This window comes from Paenibacillus sp. 1-18 (genome assembly GCF_000520755.1).
Classification (GTDB): domain Bacteria; phylum Bacillota; class Bacilli; order Paenibacillales; family Paenibacillaceae; genus Paenibacillus; species Paenibacillus brasilensis.
In genome coordinates, this window is sequence record NZ_ASSB01000384.1 from 1 (window position 1) to 15,757 (window position 15,757).

Here is a 15,757-nt window from a genome sequence, read left to right on the forward strand (position 1 = left end):
TTGAGTTACTTATTTTGGTTATTCAACAGGCGTGGACCAAATGAAAGATTAGAACTAATTTTCGGTCGCACTCCATGTGAGTGCGTGGATTGAAATCTTAAATACATTACGCCCATTACATATCCATCTCGTCGCACTCCACGTGAGTGCGTGGATTTAAATCATCTAGAGGCTAACTACGTAAGGATTAGATAAGTGGCTGGATTCCAAGTAGCTGCTGCAGAAGGTGCTGAAGCATAAAAACGATCTATATTGGTTTGCCAAGGTTACGAACAATCAACAGATTACAATGCCATGTTCTCCTAGGAGACGTGAACTCTTGGTCTGGTGGAGAGCGATGGAGCAAGAACATGACTCTTTTTTTGGGCATGTGAATTATGTAGCCGAGCGTAAACAGCATATCCAGCGACAGATGAAGCGACACCGGGGGTTGCCATCCTTGATAATTCATTCGGCAAGGCATCCAGTGACCATGTTCCTAGTCCAGTATTTTATATTGCGGAGCAGTTAGGGTTTCAGATTATTGCTCTGAAAGCGCATGCAGATGGAAAATTTCTATAGGACTGTAATCCTCACCAAAAGATGGATTATCAGGTCTATTTTCGCGATTTTGCTCCTGAATTTCACCAAAAAAACAAAGCCTCCCTGATAATCTCTTATTTTGAGATTTACAGGGGGCTATTTTTTAACAGGACTTATGCAAAATCCTATTAAAGCTTGGTAGTCACTTTCGCTTGTGAAACTATTAATTCAACTTAATTGGAATATAAAGGTCAATTAAAATCTATAAAACATGATTAAGAAATATTATCCTTGTAAAATACATACAAACGTGATTATAATTAACATGATCCTTAATACCTATATAAATAAGGTCTATTTTGCCTGTTTTATAACATGAGTTGAATTATTTTTAGGACTAATTAATCAGGAATAACCAAATGTGAATGATAGAGAGGGCAAGAGAAAATGGGGAAAATTGAAGTCAACAAAGATAGTAAGGTTGAAAATGTATTTGAGCGTATTCATCAGAATTACCGTTACCTGAATCAGATGATGGTAGAAGAGATCGATATTGCTTCTGAGCATGGAACAATTAGTGGGAACTATCGCGAGGAGAGGTGGGTCAAATTTTTCCGAAGTATTATCCCTCTCAAATACTCACTGGCGCAGGGGGTTATTATCATTGACTCGAACAATAACCGATCCAGGGAAGTGGATATTGCTGTCTACGATGAGCAGTATACACCTTACGTCTTCCAATATAATACGCTCAAGTTCATTCCAATCGAAGCCGTAGTGGTAGCTATTGAGTGCAAGAGTACAAATTGGGAATATGAAAAAATCATAGAATGGACAGAAAGTATTAAAAACTTACAACCACGAACGACGGGCATTACGCGGATGGTGCAGGGGTATGTAACTGGGATCACAAACAAAACGCAGCAACGTACTCGACCTATTTTTATTCTTGCAAGCAATTTCCAGAGACAACAACAGACAGCCATAGATCAAGTTGCAAAGAATCTTAAAGGGGCATTCGATTTTATTCTGCTAAAAAGAGTTGAGCCGGGTAGTAAAGGAATTGTCAGAGAATTTGATTTGCTGGTCGAACACGAGAATGAAAAGCTTGGCTGGTGGGGGGATCAATTGAATCTTGGGATACAAAATATCGGTAATATGAACGTGATTCCTTCAAACTGGAAAGATGAAGATAAGCAAGGGTTTAAAATACAAGTGGACAGCGGGCAATATAGCGAACTGAAATTTTCGGAAAACGCCATGTCACTTGAAAATACACTGAGTGATTTGAAAATACCAGGCAATCCGCTTCTGACCTTAAACTTCCAGCTTAACCAGTTGCTCATGTTGCTGAATAACCCTATGTTGTTTCCTCATTTCGCTTATGCTAAAGCTTTTAGAGAGCTTACAGCAATCGGGGACGACAGTATCGAAGAGGATGCCAATTAAATAGATGGATTAAGAAAGGAGACTCGTATGGGAAGAAAACTGGAAAGTCCTGAAACCACTATCTCCAGTCTGGAAAAAAGTATCGCTCAAATTGCTAATCTGCATAACGTTTATGACATAACGGTCGTGACTCCTATGTTTGGGGGAGGCTATCTTGCAGGGCAGATTGATACAGAAGAATTGGTTCGTACAGGCACGGTGCGGGGACAGTTACGTTTCTGGTGGCGGGCAACGCGTGGTGCAGCTTATGAAAATGTATATGAACTGCGCAAACGAGAAGTAGAGATTTTTGGAGATACAAGTCGGCCAAGTTGCGTGAAGATTTGGATTGAGCAAACGACCTCTAAGTCTACAGGTAGAATTCATTTTCCCAAATATGCGTTATATTCAGCAGGCGCCGAAGTGGATATTGCTAAAAAGAACTCTATCGAGCACACTATTGGGCATACATTCAAGCTTCATATTATTTATAAGCAACCATTCGATGATATTACAAAATCTATGGATCTTGAAGAAATAGAACGCAAAGAGATAGAGCCTGCACTATGGGCCTGGATCAACTTCGGTGGAGTAGGGGCAAGAACACGCAGAGGGTGTGGGAGTTTATATTGTGAGGGAATTTCTCCTACTATAGATAACTGTACCCATGAAAATTTTTTGCCGTGGTTTGATAAACAAATAGAAAAGTACGATTTGAATCTGTTACAGGCGAATCAAAGTCGTGAATGGCCAACGCTCTGCAAACACATTAAATTTCGTCCCCATACAGAGGGGATACAGGATGCTTGGAATGAGGCAATTGAAGCTTATCGCCTATTTCGCAGACGTGCGAACAAAGGGAAAGATAAACACAAACCTGGAAGAAGCCACTGGCCGGAAGCAGATTCCATTCGAACGATTACAGGTATGGCACATCCCAAACATAAGAAAAAATGTCCAGCCAGTAAACCTGATAAGCTGATTGCTTTTCCAAGAGCACAACTTGGTTTACCAATTATTTTTGAGTTTAAACAAAAAATGGATGAGGACAAAAGCCTATCTTATGAAGAACTCCGTAATAGAAAACGATGGGAAAAGGAACCATACAAAACGCAACTTGTTCCCAAAAACAAGGATCGCCTTGCTTCTCCGGTGATTTTAAAGCCACTAGCCTGTAGTCCTCATAAGTCGCTTGGAATAGTGGCTGTCCTAAATCAACCTATGTTGGAGGGGGTTGATTTAGAGGCGAACGGTAGAACTGTAAAGCAAGTTGGAACAAAAGAAATATACCCTGACGTTTCATATGATGATAACCCTATGCAAGATAATAAAAAAGTCTATATGTCTGCTGTTGAGGCTTTTTTAAACAGTAAGGAGGTCGGAAAATTTTGCAAGAGCACAAATCTGAAGAGATACTGATGATGTTTTCCATCGGACCTGTGCAAGAATTTATCGCCCAGGCACGTAGAACGCGAGATCTATGGTTTGGCTCATATTTGCTCTCTGAATTAAGTATAGCGGGAGCACGGAAATTCCGGGAACTGGGTGGTCGATTGGTTTTTCCTGCGATGGTGACGGTCACAAACTCCAAACAAGTAGAGAAAATGAGTGCACCAAACAAGATTCTGGGGATAATGGATACAGATCAGCCGAGCAAGATTGCTTGGCAAGTCAGAAGGGCTATCCAAGGCAAATGGAAGGAGTATGCCAGAGCGGCTGAGGAGAAAATTGGGCGTATTATTAATATACGCACGTGGGACCGACAAGTCAGCGATTTACTTGAGTTTCAAGCGGTTTGGACAGCGATGCAAGGACTAAATTACGATGAAGCATTAAGCAGAACAGAACAATTATTAGCTGCCCGTAAGACCCTGCGGGATTTTAAGCAGAACGACCCAGGCGCGATGTATGGTGAGAAAAAATCTTCTCTGGACGGCGGTCGTGAATCAGTATGGATCAACCACGATAGGAACATTGAGCGGCTTTTACGGTTGGGAATTAAAGAACACGAGACCTTAGACGCCATCTCCGTCATTAAACGGTTGTCTTTAATACTTCACCCTGACCAAGAGCGGTTTCTTTCGGTTTGCGAAACGGCCTTTCTGCCTTTCCAAGACCAAATTCGTGACGTTACTTTCATAGGTTCGGCAGTGACCGATTATTTGCATACCGTGAATGAATTGTTGGGAAAAGAGAATTTAAAGCCAGCAAACAAGCTAGATTCCAATTCCTATGACGCGCGTCTTTTTTATGAACGTCGAATCGAGGATTATCTTGAAGAATGCGTTATGGTTCCCAAGGAACGTAAAGAGAACCTCAAAGATTCTATCGCGAACGAGTTGGAGCAGATGTATGTCCAGTTGGAGGAGAAATCAAGGGATCATCAGTTTGATTTTGTCCGTCCAACTCCTTATTATGCTTTTCTAGTTGCTGACGGTGATCGCATGGGTGAACATCTTCGCAACATTAAGGATGAGCAAAGCCATATTGAATTTTCAACTGCGCTCTCCAGATTTGCTCTGGAGGCAGTAAAAATTATGAAAGAGCATCAGGGGCAGCTTGTTTATGGTGGCGGAGATGATGTCATGGCCTATTTGCCAGTTCATACATGTCTGGATGCAGCCAATGAATTGCGGAAGGCTTTTATAGATAAAATGGGTTCTGTAATCTCAAACCCGACTCTCTCTGTGGGAATAGTGATCGCTCATATGCTTGAACCTCTTGAAGAAGTGCGTCATATGGCACATGAAGCAGAACGCCAGGCCAAGAGAACGCGTAATGCACTGGCGGTCCACTTTCACAAGCGGGGCGGGGGCGATCTGATAAAAGTAGCCATGCCATTTGATCTTCATCCTGTGGAGCAAATGAAGGCATTGCGCGATCATAAAGTGTTTTTTTCTGCCCAGTTTGCCTATGAACTCCGCAGCATGTACCAAAGCTACGAGGAGATGGCTAAGGGCTCATCGTGGCTCAGTGATCAGAAATTGCTCGCGGAATTACTCTGGATGGAGATTGAGCGTCTGGCGTTCAAGAAGAAGCCGGAAAGGATAGATAAGGAAACCATCCAAGAGCAGTGGATTCCTAAACTGAAGGAACTATATGATACCGAAAAAGAGCCATTAGAACGATTTCGGATATTGGCAGAGCAACTCATTTTGACGATTCATTTGGAAAAGGTGGGAGCGACTTATGAAGAAACGATTGCAAGTAAAACCTCTTGATCCTATTATGGTACGGGACGGAAGACCATTTAGCGCTACGCCGGGAATCCGGGCCCACACATTAAGCGATGTCACGCCAAGTATGCTTGCGGGTACGATCCGCACGATGCTGGCTAAAAGGGAACAAGCACAAGAAGGGAAGTCGTTCCTCAGCCTTAACCATTTTGCTAAATTGAATGTTCGAGGTCCAATATACAAATACCGAGAAAGCTTGTATTTTGCCATGCCTCAGGACGCTGAAATATATGAAGAACATGGGAAAGCCAGTATCCAATTCATCCAACCAGTTAACTTGACAGGGGGTCAACATGACAGACAGGGATTTTTTGGTGTAGGTCAGGAAGGACGTCTGGCAGATGTGCTCTGGCCGCCACTTGGAGCAGGAACACACAAAGGAATGAAGGAAGCACCAGCATACATCTCGAAGGAGCAAATGGTGCATTGGCTGACAGGTTCCAAGTCAGAAGAAACGTGGTCCAAGCTTCTCGAACAATGGCGTCTGGATCAGAAAAACATTTCATTACACGCAGCTAGTGAAACATCACCTTTTCTGCCCGCATTTATTCGTGAAGAACGTACACATACTGCAATCGACCCCAAGACGTATACCGCCAAGGAACAGCAATTATTTTCAACACAATCACTGGTTTTTCCACCAGAGTTCACTGTGGAGGCTGAGATTGATTTTGGAGAGCATACGTCCGGTTGTACAGGCAAAATATCAGAACTGCATCCCATGGGGGGCAAGCGCAGACTGGCTCACTTCAGTGAGGTGGAAGATGACTTGTCATGGAATTGTCCCGTAGCCATTCAAGAAAGCATGCAGGGGGCGTCATATATTCGCATGGTATTAGCGACTCCTGCTTATTTCCGAAAAGGCTGGTTGCCAGGCTGGCTGGACGAAAATCTCCAAACTAAAAATCCATGGAAGTGCGGAGTAGAGCTTCAATTGCGCTGGGCTTGTGTCCCACGGTGGCAGCCTGTATCGGGATGGAGTTACTCGAAGGATGATTTGTATAGCGAAAAGGCGGTTCGGCGCATGGTTCCAGCAGGAAGCGTATATTTCTTTGAAGTCACCAAAGGGGATGCGGCTGATTTGGCGAAGGAGATGTGGTTACAATCCGTGTCGGACACGAACCGCCGCAAAGAGGCTTTTGATAAAGAAGACGGGTATGGACTGGCTTTATGGGGGAAATGGAACATTACAGACACAACTCAAAAGAACAAATAATAAATAAACCTACTATAAAGGAGCAAGGGAAATGGAAAATGTAAGCCAGTGGTACTGGATACACTGTTTGTCTCCACTACATATCGGTTCGGGAGAAGGACTTGGGGCAATTGATTTGCCTATTATGCGCGAGAAGGTGACTGAATGGCCTATGATTCCTGGTAGTAGCATGAAAGGGGTAAAGAGAGATTACTATCGAGTTAAAGAGGGAGAAAACGCTTGGTTCAAGCAAGCATTCGGTAAATCAGATAACAATGGGACCGAAGCTGGAGCGCTTGTTATTTCCGATGGACGGATTCTTGCTTTTCCGGTAGCCAGCCGATATGGAACCTTCGCTTATGTTACTTCCCCTATGGTACTAAAACGCCTAGTACGAGATGCAGCAGCGATGGGGATGTCTTTGGATATTCCAGATTTAGATCAATTTGAGAAAGATGCGAAAAACAGTGAAATCGCTTGGACAACTACAGATTCTGTAGTGGACAGCCAACAGCAAGTTTTCCTGGACGAGTTCTATGGTAAGGCGGAAATATCGCACGGCTTTACCACCTGGGCAAGTTGGCTGGCGAATATGCTGTTCGATGAAAATGAACCTTATTCAAAGCAGATGTTCATCGAGCGGCTTGTATTAGTATCGGACGACACATTCAGATACTTTACAACGATGTGTTGTGAGATTACGCCACGCATTCGAATACAGGAAGATACGAAAACTACGCAAGCGGGTGCGCTATGGTATGAGGAATATGTACCTACAGAAGCCATCTTTTACGGGATGATCTGGTGTGATCGGGTAGATGGATCGTCAGATATCTCCAAACGGATTTCCAATCTTCAACATATGAAAAAAGAAATATTCTTACAACTTGGAGGCAATGCAAGTGTCGGCAAAGGGCGCGTGCGCTGCCGCCTCTCGGGAGGCGGAGATCAATGAAATCATCCCAGCATGAGTACGCGCAGGCCGCATTTGAAGGAATAAAGTCATTAGATGCGGACTCCGTCGTTGCCCAGCAATATGGGCAGCTCTGTCACCGTTTTCCTTCGCTCGTTCTGACCAACGGTTTACGTCTGGCCGTTACCTTCTTTCAGGCGAAGTCCAAGAGCGTAGAAAGTCCACATGCTTTATATTTGCAGCATATGCGGAATGCGCTTGATCTCGATAAATCTTGGAAAGAAGAACTCGAAAAACAAAACGCAGACTATCTTCACTTGTCGCGGCGGGTACTGAGTGCCTCCGTCTGGTTTAAGCGGTATGCGGAAGCCATTCTGAAAATCGAACAAGGAGCGGATACACCGGAACAGGAGGGCATCTCATGAACGCCCATCTGGCTATGACGAAGAGTAACGAAGGTTCGCAGGATATGTCCTTAAAACTGATTGCTAGCAAAGAGGATGGTAGAGGGGATGCCAAACGAGCTTTCTACCAGAAACTGATCAAGGCTTATGAAATGGACTGGAACACGGCAAAAAAAAGCTGGTATGAACATTACTATACACGATACTGCAAGCATGAGAACTTTGGAGCCACTACATTGTTGCCTATTGTGGTTAGGTCACAAACATCGCTCGTCATTGGGCACGGAGGGGACTCCGTGCTTGAGACTGGTTTGGCCTTGCACCGTATTTATGGTGTGCCTTACCTTCCAGGAACTGCCCTGAAGGGTGTCGCTTCGCATTATGCACATCGACAACTGGGTGATCAGCACCCAGCATTGAAGCGTGCAGGAGCCGACTACGACATTTTATTTGGCACACAAACATCAGCTGGATGTATTCAATTTCACGACGCCCTTCCCACGCCAGAAACAGTTTGCACAGCGCTCAAACAGGATGTGCTTACACCGCATCACCAGGATTATAACGGCATTATTGTAGAGCCTTATCATAAGGACATTGAATACGAGGCTCCCCGTGACGATGATTCTCCTGTCCCTATTTCATTTCTTTCAGCGTCGGCTCATTTCCGCATCATATTAACCTGTGAGGGAGAGCAGGAACAAGCTATGAAATGGCTAAGCTTGGCAAAAGCAATCCTGCTCGGAGCGCTAAGAGATGAAGGCATTGGCGGGAAGACCAACGCAGGATATGGAAGGTTGTTAGAGGTTTAATTGGACAGTGAAGTAAAGGTGCGAATGTAAAGCTCCCATGAATTCCCCGGGTCCTTCGCACCTCGAAATTTGTCGAAAGGTATTGGGATCACTACTTATCCATAAAAGTCAATAGTTGATCCAAGCTTATTGGGCATCATTTTTTGCATCAATGTGGAGAATTGATATCATTAGGGTATTAATTGCTTCATTTTCGCGGTCGCACTCTATATGAGTGCGTGGATTGAAATTTATTTCCCAAAAGGAGGTTTTTAGATGTCCGGAGTCGCACTCTATATGAGTGCGTGGATTGAAATCACGTAGACATAATCACGGTCCTCGCCAGTTATTAGGTCGCACTCTATATGAGTGCGTGGATTGAAATTCCCCACCTTTATCCTCGCGATGTATTTTACGGTTGAGTCGCACTCTATATGAGTGCGTGGATTGAAATTAAGAAAAGGCAGCCGTTAGGCCACCTCTCCTTTACCGTCGCACTCTATATGAGTGCGTGGATTGAAATTAAAAAAATAATCAATCAGCTCCTTATAAACGGAGTCGCACTCTATATGAGTGCGTGGATTGAAATTTGAACAGCAGCGCCCAAATTAATCAGGCGTTCCGCGTCGCACTCTATATGAGTGCGTGGATTGAAATAGGTGGCTTTCTTTCTATAATTCTGATTTAGGAGAGGTCGCACTCTATATGAGTGCGTGGATTGAAATTGCCCACTGGCTGAACAAGTTTACCCAGTGTTTTGGTCGCACTCTATATGAGTTCAAATTTGTCCAGATGTGGAAGATTTGAAGGCCTTTAAGTCGCACTCCATGTGACAAATTGACGATGCGGCAGGATTCACGGTTGGTCGTTACGGCATATAGTTTTGCTCGGCTGGTTAGGCGGTGGAATAAGGCAAGGATATGAGACCGTACAGAGGATAAAATGCGGAAGAACCACCGAAGGATGAAAAATCCAGTACGGTGGTTCTTTTTTTTCACTCGTCTTGTATGCCATCATTATAGGGGGAGGCGATGAAGGATGTTCCAGGATTTCAAGCTCGTCAGTGACCGTCCGGTCTCGATACAAGTAAAAGAATACGTCAATCGTTTAATTATAAAAGGGGTGCTTCAGGCGGATCAGAAGCTGCCCTCCACACGAGAAATGAGCGTTCTGCTTAAGGTGAGCCGAAATACAGTCATTACAGCCTATGAAGGTTTGGAGGATGACGGATTTACGTATGCGATTCCCGGAAAGGGTAGTTATGTGGCCGCAATGGTGGGCCAGTCGGATGTAGATAACGGAGGGTCTGACAGCTCTGCCACCTGGGAGATCGACTGGAAGACGAGAATCAACGAGTATGCTGTATCGGCTGTTGATTTGGATATGATGAAGCAGGGCATTCGTGCCCAAAAAGGAACTATCTCGTTTACAAGCATCGCTCCGGATGAGCAGCTGTTTGATCTGGGGGATGTAAGGCGAGCCTTTATGGACCGGATGGCAATCGAAGGGCAAGTGCTGCTCAACTACGGCTATGCCAAGGGCTACAAGCCGCTGATTGATTACCTGATGCATTATATGGAGAACAAGGGCGTCGATATAAGCGGCAAGGATATGCTGATTACAGGCGGGTTTACAGAAGGCTTTGACATTGTGCTGTCGGCTTTACGCCCTTCTGGACGCCGCGGAGCAGCAATTTGTGAAAATCCGACCCATTACACAGCGATCAAAAATTTGAAGCTGCAAGGATTTGAGATTACCGGTATTCCGATGGAGCGTGACGGTATTGATGTGGAGCGGCTAGAAGCGGTACTGCAGACCGATAGCTTCGATCTGGCCTATTTGACACCTTCCTATCACAATCCGACAGGCATTGTCATGTCGCCGGCAAAGCGCAGCGCCGTTATGAAATTAATGACGCGCTATCAGATTCCGATAATCGAGGATGGATTCAATGAGGAGCTGCGCTACTCGGGAGCGCATGTTGCGCCCTTAATAGCGTCAGCAGGGCATGGGAACGGAGTAATCTATATTGGCAGCTTCTCCAAGGTGCTGTTCCCTGGCTTGCGAGTAGGCTGGGTACTTGGGGACCGAGCGCTGATTGATACTCTGGAAAGCATTAAGCGTGCGCGCACCATTCATACCTCAACAATCGATCAATCGATTTTATACCAGTATATGCTTAATGGAAATTTCGATAAACATGTAAAAAAAGCACGTACAGAGTATAAGCGCAAGTATGAGCTGACAAAGGCATGCTGTGAAGCACATCTTCCTGAGACGCAGGTGTCTGGTGACGGGGGCTTGCATTTGTTCCTTACCTTCCCGGCAGGCGTGAATACACGCCAACTGCTAGAAGATTGCACAGAACAGGGCGTCATTTTTACACCGGGAGACAGGTTTTTTATTCAAGAAGGCGAAGGGACGAATACATTGCGGCTTGGTTTTTCACGAGTAACGGACGAAAATATCGAACGGGGTATTCAAATAATCGGCAAACAGGCGCGTAGCTTTCCTAAGGCATAAGGATTAAGAAAAGAGTTATAGAGATGAAATATTGTTCTGGAGAAGTACCAGCGATCGAAAGAACAATCCGTATCCACATAATGATTTTGAAGAAAAATGAGGTGTCATGATGAAAATTGGCGTTATTATGGGTGGTATTTCCTCTGAGCGTGAGATTTCTCTGCAAACAGGTCAGGAGATGATCAATCATTTGGATCGCAGCCGTTATGAAGTGATTCCAATTGTGATCGAGCAGCGAGCGGATTTAATCGTGCAGGTCCAGCAGGCAGGCATCGATATCGCGCTGCTGGCACTGCATGGTCAGTATGGCGAGGACGGTACGGTGCAGGGAGCGCTGGAAACACTGGGCATTCCGTATACAGGCAGCGGTGTCTTGGCAAGCAGCTTATGCATGAATAAGCAGTTGTCCAAGACGCTGCTGAAGGCAACGGGTGTGCATACGCCTGCAGGTCTTTGCTGGCAGGGGATGGACGATTATGATCCGCAGGTGGTGGAGCGTCTGGGCTACCCGGTTATTGTGAAGCCGAATACGGGGGGATCAAGCATCGGCATCCAGCTTGTACAGAATGAGAAGGAGCTGCTGCCGGCTGTTCAGGAGGCTTGCAGCTTGGATCAAGCGATCTTGATTGAGCCCTATTATAAAGGGACGGAGATTACCTGCTCGATCGTAGACGGCGAGGTATTGCCGATTATTAGTATTAGCTCCGCTCGTTCGAAGTGGTTCGACTACAAAGCGAAATATGAGGTCGGTGGCGCTAAGGAGGAGGTGATCGAGCTTCCTCCCGTTATTGAGCAACGTGTGCGCGAGGCGGCACTGGCCAGCTACCGACTGCTGCAATGCAAGGTCTATGCAAGGGTCGATATGATTTTGTGTCAGGATAGGCCTTACGTGCTGGAAGTGAACACATTACCGGGAATGACCGCCAACAGCCTGCTTCCGAAGAGTGCGGAAGCTGCGGGTATAACCTTCGCACAACTGCTGGACCATATTATTGCCATCTCGCTCCATGAGCGGAAACAGGAATGGGGGATGGCGTAATATGTTTATTGAAAAGGGTATAGGGCGGTTTGTATCCTCGCGTGTACGGGATATTCGGCCATCGGGAATTCGCGCTTTTTTTGATCTGAATGCAGCAGGCGGAGAAGGAGATATAATCGCCCTTGGGGTCGGAGAGCCTGATTTCATTACACCGGAAAAGGTACGTGAAGCTTGCATTCAGGCATTGCGTGAAGGACAGACGAAATATACTTCAAATGCCGGCTTAATGGAGCTGCGTGAGGAGATCTCTGCCTATTTTTCCGGCAGCTTTGCGCTTTCTTATGACCCCGAGCAGGAAATGATCGTGACGGTGGGAAGCAGTGAAGCCGTCGACCTGGCACTGCGGGCAGTAATAGATCCGGGTGACGAGGTGCTGATTCCGGCCCCAAGCTATATTGCCTATGAACCAATTACCCATCTGCATGGCGGTAAAATTATAGAGGTAGCGGCTACGGCAGAGGAGCAGTTCAAGCTGACCCCGCAAGCGCTGCAAGCGGCAATTACGCCTCATTCTAAGGCTTTAATGATCAATTATCCGTGCAATCCGACCGGAACAGTTATGACGGAGCAGGATTGGTTGCCGATTGCAGAGCTTATTATCCAACATAATCTGGTCGTCATTTCGGATGAAGTGTATGCCGAGCTGACTTACGGGAGAAAGCATGTCAGTATCGCTTCCTTGCCGGGCATGAAGGAGCGTACGATTGTCATCAGCGGTTTTTCCAAAGCATTTGCGATGACAGGCTGGCGGGTAGGCTATGCGTGCGGTCCGCGTGAGCTGATTGCCGGCATGCTGAAAATCCACCAGTACACAGCCATGTGTGCGCCCACCATTGCACAGATTGCCGCGCTCGAATCCTTGCGTCATGGCTTGGCTGCCAAGGATGAGATGATGGCGAGTTACAATGAACGCCGCAAGCTGTTTGTGGCCGGCTTGAATGCAATCGGGCTTGCCTGTCACGAGCCTGAGGGGGCTTTCTATGCCTTCCCTTCAATTACTTCTACTGGCATGTCATCTGAGCAGTTTGCACTTCGAATGCTGAAAGAAGCGAAGGTGGCGTTCGTACCGGGACATGTATTCGGATCAGGCGGAGAGGGCTTTATTCGCTGCTCATATGCAGCCTCGCTCGTCGATCTGGAGAAGGCGCTGGGGCGGATGGGAAGGTTTATGCAGGTAATGCAGCCGGTATGATGAACAGGGTCAATAACTCAACTTTTGGTGCGACCAAGCCTAGGTTGTGAAGTTTAGCAGGTGGAAATCCTGCTTGGAAAGGCTAAAGCCAAGCCACCAATAGCGAGTCCTGGGCAGCTGGAAGCAATTTCAGACGTTAAGCGTAGACAGTTAGGTAGTAGGCCTGAAAGTGATGGAGCCTCGAAAAGAGTAAAATGGAGAGGTCGACGTTGTCGAAAGTAAGGAAGACAGCACTCATTCATGCGTTAAAGGTGAGGATGAATGAGCTCTCCCGGGGTCGAAGAGCCAGGCATGCTATACAATGACTTCACAGCAACTTGGGAGACCCTGCCCATTCTTCGGAAAGGAAGTATGACAAACAACCGATCACAAGGGAGGATGTCAAACGATGGACAGGGAGTCGGATCACTGCGTACTACCGATGAAACCGAGTAATGTCGGCAGAGGGAAGGCAGTGACATACCACGATCTTGCTAAGGACACATTTTCTACACACAGGAGTAGGCCAAAAGTGCAAACGAAACTAGCAAGAATAGCAGAGGTTGCAAAAGAAAAGCCAAAAGAACAATTCACATCGCTGTATCACCTCTTGAATGAGGAACTGCTGACGCAATGCCATCGGGAACTGGATGGCAACAAAGCAACAGGTGTCGATCAAGTCACAAAAGCAGCGTATGAAGAAAATCTGAAATCAAACATCAAGGACTTGGTAGAACGGCTAAAAAGGAAAAGTTACCGACCGTACCCCGTAAGAAGAACATATATACCCAAGGATGAAAAGAGCAAAAGGCCGCTCGGCATCCCTTCCTACGAGGACAAAATCGTGCAGTTGGGACTGAATAAGATTTTACAGGCCATCTACGAGCAGGATTTTCTTAACCTATCTTACGGTTTCCGACCGGGAAGAAGCTGTCATGACGCACTGAAAGTATTAAATCGCATCATCGAGTATGGAAAAACTAGCTATATCGTGGATGCCGACATCCGTAGCTTCTTCACGAATGTCAATCACGAATGGCTCATGAAATTCCTTGGAGAGAGAATAGCAGACCCTAATATTCAAAGGCTGATCTGGCGTTTTCTGAAAGCTGGGGTTATGGAACAGGACGAGTGGGAACCAACTGAAACCGGTACTCCTCAGGGGTCACTGATTTCACCGATACTTGCGAATCTCTATCTGCATTATGCTCTGGACCTATGGTTCGAGGTTGCAGTGAAAAGAGCGTGCCGCGGCGAAGCAAGCATGATCAGATACGCCGATGATTACGTATGCTGCTTTCAATACAAAGACGATGCGGAGCGATTCTACGCGGTACTAATCAAGCGTCTTGCCAAATTCGACCTGCAAATCGCGGAGGAGAAGACGAAAATTCTGGAATTTGGACGCTTCGCCGAAGAAAACCGGAAACGAAAAGGATTAGGGAAGCCCAAAACGTTTGACTTCTTGGGCTTTACTCACTACTGCAGCAAAAGCGGCAAGGGAAAATTCAGAGTAAAGCGGAAGACAAGCGGAAAGAAGTTTAAGTCGAAAGTGAAAGCATTCAAAGAATGGTTGAAAGCAGAACGCCATCAAGACGTGAAGGAATTAATGAAAAAGGTGCGGGCGAAGCTAACAGGACACTACCGCTATTATGGGATAACCGACAATAGCCGTGCGCTGTCCGTATACAAATTTCAGATTACCAAAGCGTTATTTAAATGGTTGAATCGCAGAAGCCAGAGAAGAAGCTTCACGTTTGACAAATTTAATCTCTTTTTGAAACGTAACCCTTTACCTGGGCCCAAAATTTATGTGAATATCTATGGCTAATCACTGCAAATCTGTAAACGATGATATGAGGAGCCGTATGCCTTAATTGGGCACGTACGGATCTGTGAGGCTCACGTCTACTCGACCCGAACGTCTTCATAATATATTTTATAAATACCTTTATGATTTTCGAAAACATATGTATTTTTCTGATTAATGTAGTGGGTATATACATCCAAAGCCGGAACGTTCAGCTTAGGTGTTAACTGGTGGGACCCTGCTTTTAAATGCGCTATCGATGAATTAAATATATTCGAATGTGCGCTGTCTCTTCACAGGTGGTAGAACTGGCAGAGTTGAAATTCAGGCAGGTATTTGCTGCAATGGCAAAATAATTTTTTGAAAGCGATCTGTTCAGGTGCGAATGTGAAGCTCACATGAATTCCCCGAGGGATTCGCACCTCAGATTTTGTCGATAGCGTGTCGAATGTGAACAAGTTGTAAATGATCGCAAGGGGATGAGGTAATAATAGATGCGTTTTTGCTGAAATAACGCTAGAATATTACTTAAATAGGGGAGATTAGACCCATTTTCGCTGTCGCACTCTATATGAGTGCGTGGATTGAAATACTTATTTAGAAAGTCAATCTGTAACCGGCCAGGGTCGCACTCTATATGAGTGCGTGGATTGAAATAGTGAGGGTGATGATGTGGAGGATGGTAACTATGAGTCGCACTCTATATGAGTGCGTGGATTGAAATA

General features: G+C 45.6%; 12 protein-coding genes and 1 CRISPR repeat array. All 12 genes read left to right on the forward strand.

Annotated features, from left to right (window positions below; genetic code table 11):
• Window positions 1-319 precede the first annotated feature (319 nt).
• The 12 genes from L693_RS0125905 to ltrA all read left to right on the forward strand — a co-directional run bounded on the left by L693_RS0125905 (window position 320) and on the right by ltrA (window position 15,053).
• On the forward strand, window positions 320-511 hold the full coding sequence (locus L693_RS0125905) for a hypothetical protein (protein WP_025721204.1): 192 nt from the start codon (window positions 320-322) through the stop codon (window positions 509-511).
• A gap of 458 nt (window positions 512-969) precedes the next feature.
• On the forward strand, window positions 970-1,971 hold the full coding sequence (locus L693_RS0125910; protein ID WP_025721206.1) for a DUF6602 domain-containing protein: 1,002 nt from the start codon (window positions 970-972) through the stop codon (window positions 1,969-1,971).
• A gap of 27 nt (window positions 1,972-1,998) precedes the next feature.
• Window positions 1,999-3,369, forward strand: a complete 1,371-nt coding sequence (cmr1, locus tag L693_RS0125915) for a type III-B CRISPR module RAMP protein Cmr1 (protein WP_025721208.1) — start codon at window positions 1,999-2,001, stop codon at window positions 3,367-3,369.
• Window positions 3,339-5,171 carry a type III-B CRISPR-associated protein Cas10/Cmr2 gene (cas10, locus tag L693_RS0125920; protein WP_025721210.1) on the forward strand — a complete coding sequence of 611 codons (1,833 nt, stop codon included), beginning with the start codon at window positions 3,339-3,341 and terminating at the stop codon, window positions 5,169-5,171. The genes cmr1 and cas10 overlap by 31 nt, the downstream gene beginning before the upstream one ends.
• The gene (gene cmr3, locus L693_RS0125925) at window positions 5,140-6,402 is read left to right on the forward strand and encodes a type III-B CRISPR module-associated protein Cmr3 (protein WP_025721211.1); all 1,263 of its coding nucleotides are present in this window, start codon (window positions 5,140-5,142) and stop codon (window positions 6,400-6,402) included. Before cas10 ends, cmr3 begins: the two co-directional genes overlap by 32 nt.
• Before the next feature lie 31 nt (window positions 6,403-6,433).
• Window positions 6,434-7,336: a type III-B CRISPR module RAMP protein Cmr4 gene (cmr4, locus tag L693_RS0125930; protein ID WP_025721213.1), complete on the forward strand. Its 903-nt coding sequence runs from the start codon at window positions 6,434-6,436 to the stop codon at window positions 7,334-7,336.
• A complete protein-coding gene (gene cmr5 / locus L693_RS0125935; RefSeq protein WP_025721215.1) occupies window positions 7,333-7,719 on the forward strand; it encodes a type III-B CRISPR module-associated protein Cmr5 in 387 nt (128 codons plus the stop codon). Before cmr4 ends, cmr5 begins: the two co-directional genes overlap by 4 nt.
• Complete coding sequence (gene cmr6 / locus L693_RS0125940; RefSeq protein WP_025721216.1) at window positions 7,716-8,510, forward strand: type III-B CRISPR module RAMP protein Cmr6; 795 nt, start codon at window positions 7,716-7,718, stop codon at window positions 8,508-8,510. The genes cmr5 and cmr6 overlap by 4 nt, the downstream gene beginning before the upstream one ends.
• A 198-nt stretch (window positions 8,511-8,708) precedes the next feature.
• Window positions 8,709-9,214: a CRISPR direct-repeat array (repeat unit 32 nt; unit sequence GTCGCACTCTATATGAGTGCGTGGATTGAAAT).
• 313 nt (window positions 9,215-9,527) lie between these two features.
• Complete coding sequence (locus tag L693_RS0125945) at window positions 9,528-11,012, forward strand: aminotransferase-like domain-containing protein (RefSeq protein ID WP_025721218.1); 1,485 nt, start codon at window positions 9,528-9,530, stop codon at window positions 11,010-11,012.
• A gap of 109 nt (window positions 11,013-11,121) precedes the next feature.
• Entirely contained in the window at window positions 11,122-12,051 is a 930-nt protein-coding gene (locus L693_RS0125950; RefSeq protein WP_025721220.1) for a D-alanine--D-alanine ligase, read from the forward strand.
• 1 nt (window position 12,052) lies between these two features.
• Window positions 12,053-13,243 carry an aminotransferase class I/II-fold pyridoxal phosphate-dependent enzyme gene (locus L693_RS0125955; RefSeq protein WP_025721222.1) on the forward strand — a complete coding sequence of 397 codons (1,191 nt, stop codon included), beginning with the start codon at window positions 12,053-12,055 and terminating at the stop codon, window positions 13,241-13,243.
• Between the two features lie 511 nt (window positions 13,244-13,754).
• Window positions 13,755-15,053, forward strand: a complete 1,299-nt coding sequence (gene ltrA / locus L693_RS0125960; RefSeq protein WP_025721224.1) for a group II intron reverse transcriptase/maturase — start codon at window positions 13,755-13,757, stop codon at window positions 15,051-15,053.
• The last annotated feature ends 704 nt before the right edge of the window (window positions 15,054-15,757 follow it).

Excerpts from the sequence above, each read along its gene's own strand:
- L693_RS0125910 (WP_025721206.1), top strand. The coding sequence starts at position 970 with ATGGGGAAAATTGAAGTCAACAAAGATAGTAAGGTTGAAAATGTATTT.
- cmr1 (WP_025721208.1), top strand. The coding sequence starts at position 1,999 with ATGGGAAGAAAACTGGAAAGTCCTGAAACCACTATCTCCAGTCTGGAA.
- cmr3 (WP_025721211.1), top strand. The coding sequence starts at position 5,140 with ATGAAGAAACGATTGCAAGTAAAACCTCTTGATCCTATTATGGTACGG.
- cmr4 (WP_025721213.1), top strand. The coding sequence starts at position 6,434 with ATGGAAAATGTAAGCCAGTGGTACTGGATACACTGTTTGTCTCCACTA.
- cmr5 (WP_025721215.1), top strand. The coding sequence starts at position 7,333 with ATGAAATCATCCCAGCATGAGTACGCGCAGGCCGCATTTGAAGGAATA.
- cmr6 (WP_025721216.1), top strand. The coding sequence starts at position 7,716 with ATGAACGCCCATCTGGCTATGACGAAGAGTAACGAAGGTTCGCAGGAT.
- L693_RS0125945 (WP_025721218.1), top strand. The coding sequence starts at position 9,528 with ATGTTCCAGGATTTCAAGCTCGTCAGTGACCGTCCGGTCTCGATACAA.
- L693_RS0125950 (WP_025721220.1), top strand. The coding sequence starts at position 11,122 with ATGAAAATTGGCGTTATTATGGGTGGTATTTCCTCTGAGCGTGAGATT.
- L693_RS0125955 (WP_025721222.1), top strand. The coding sequence starts at position 12,053 with ATGTTTATTGAAAAGGGTATAGGGCGGTTTGTATCCTCGCGTGTACGG.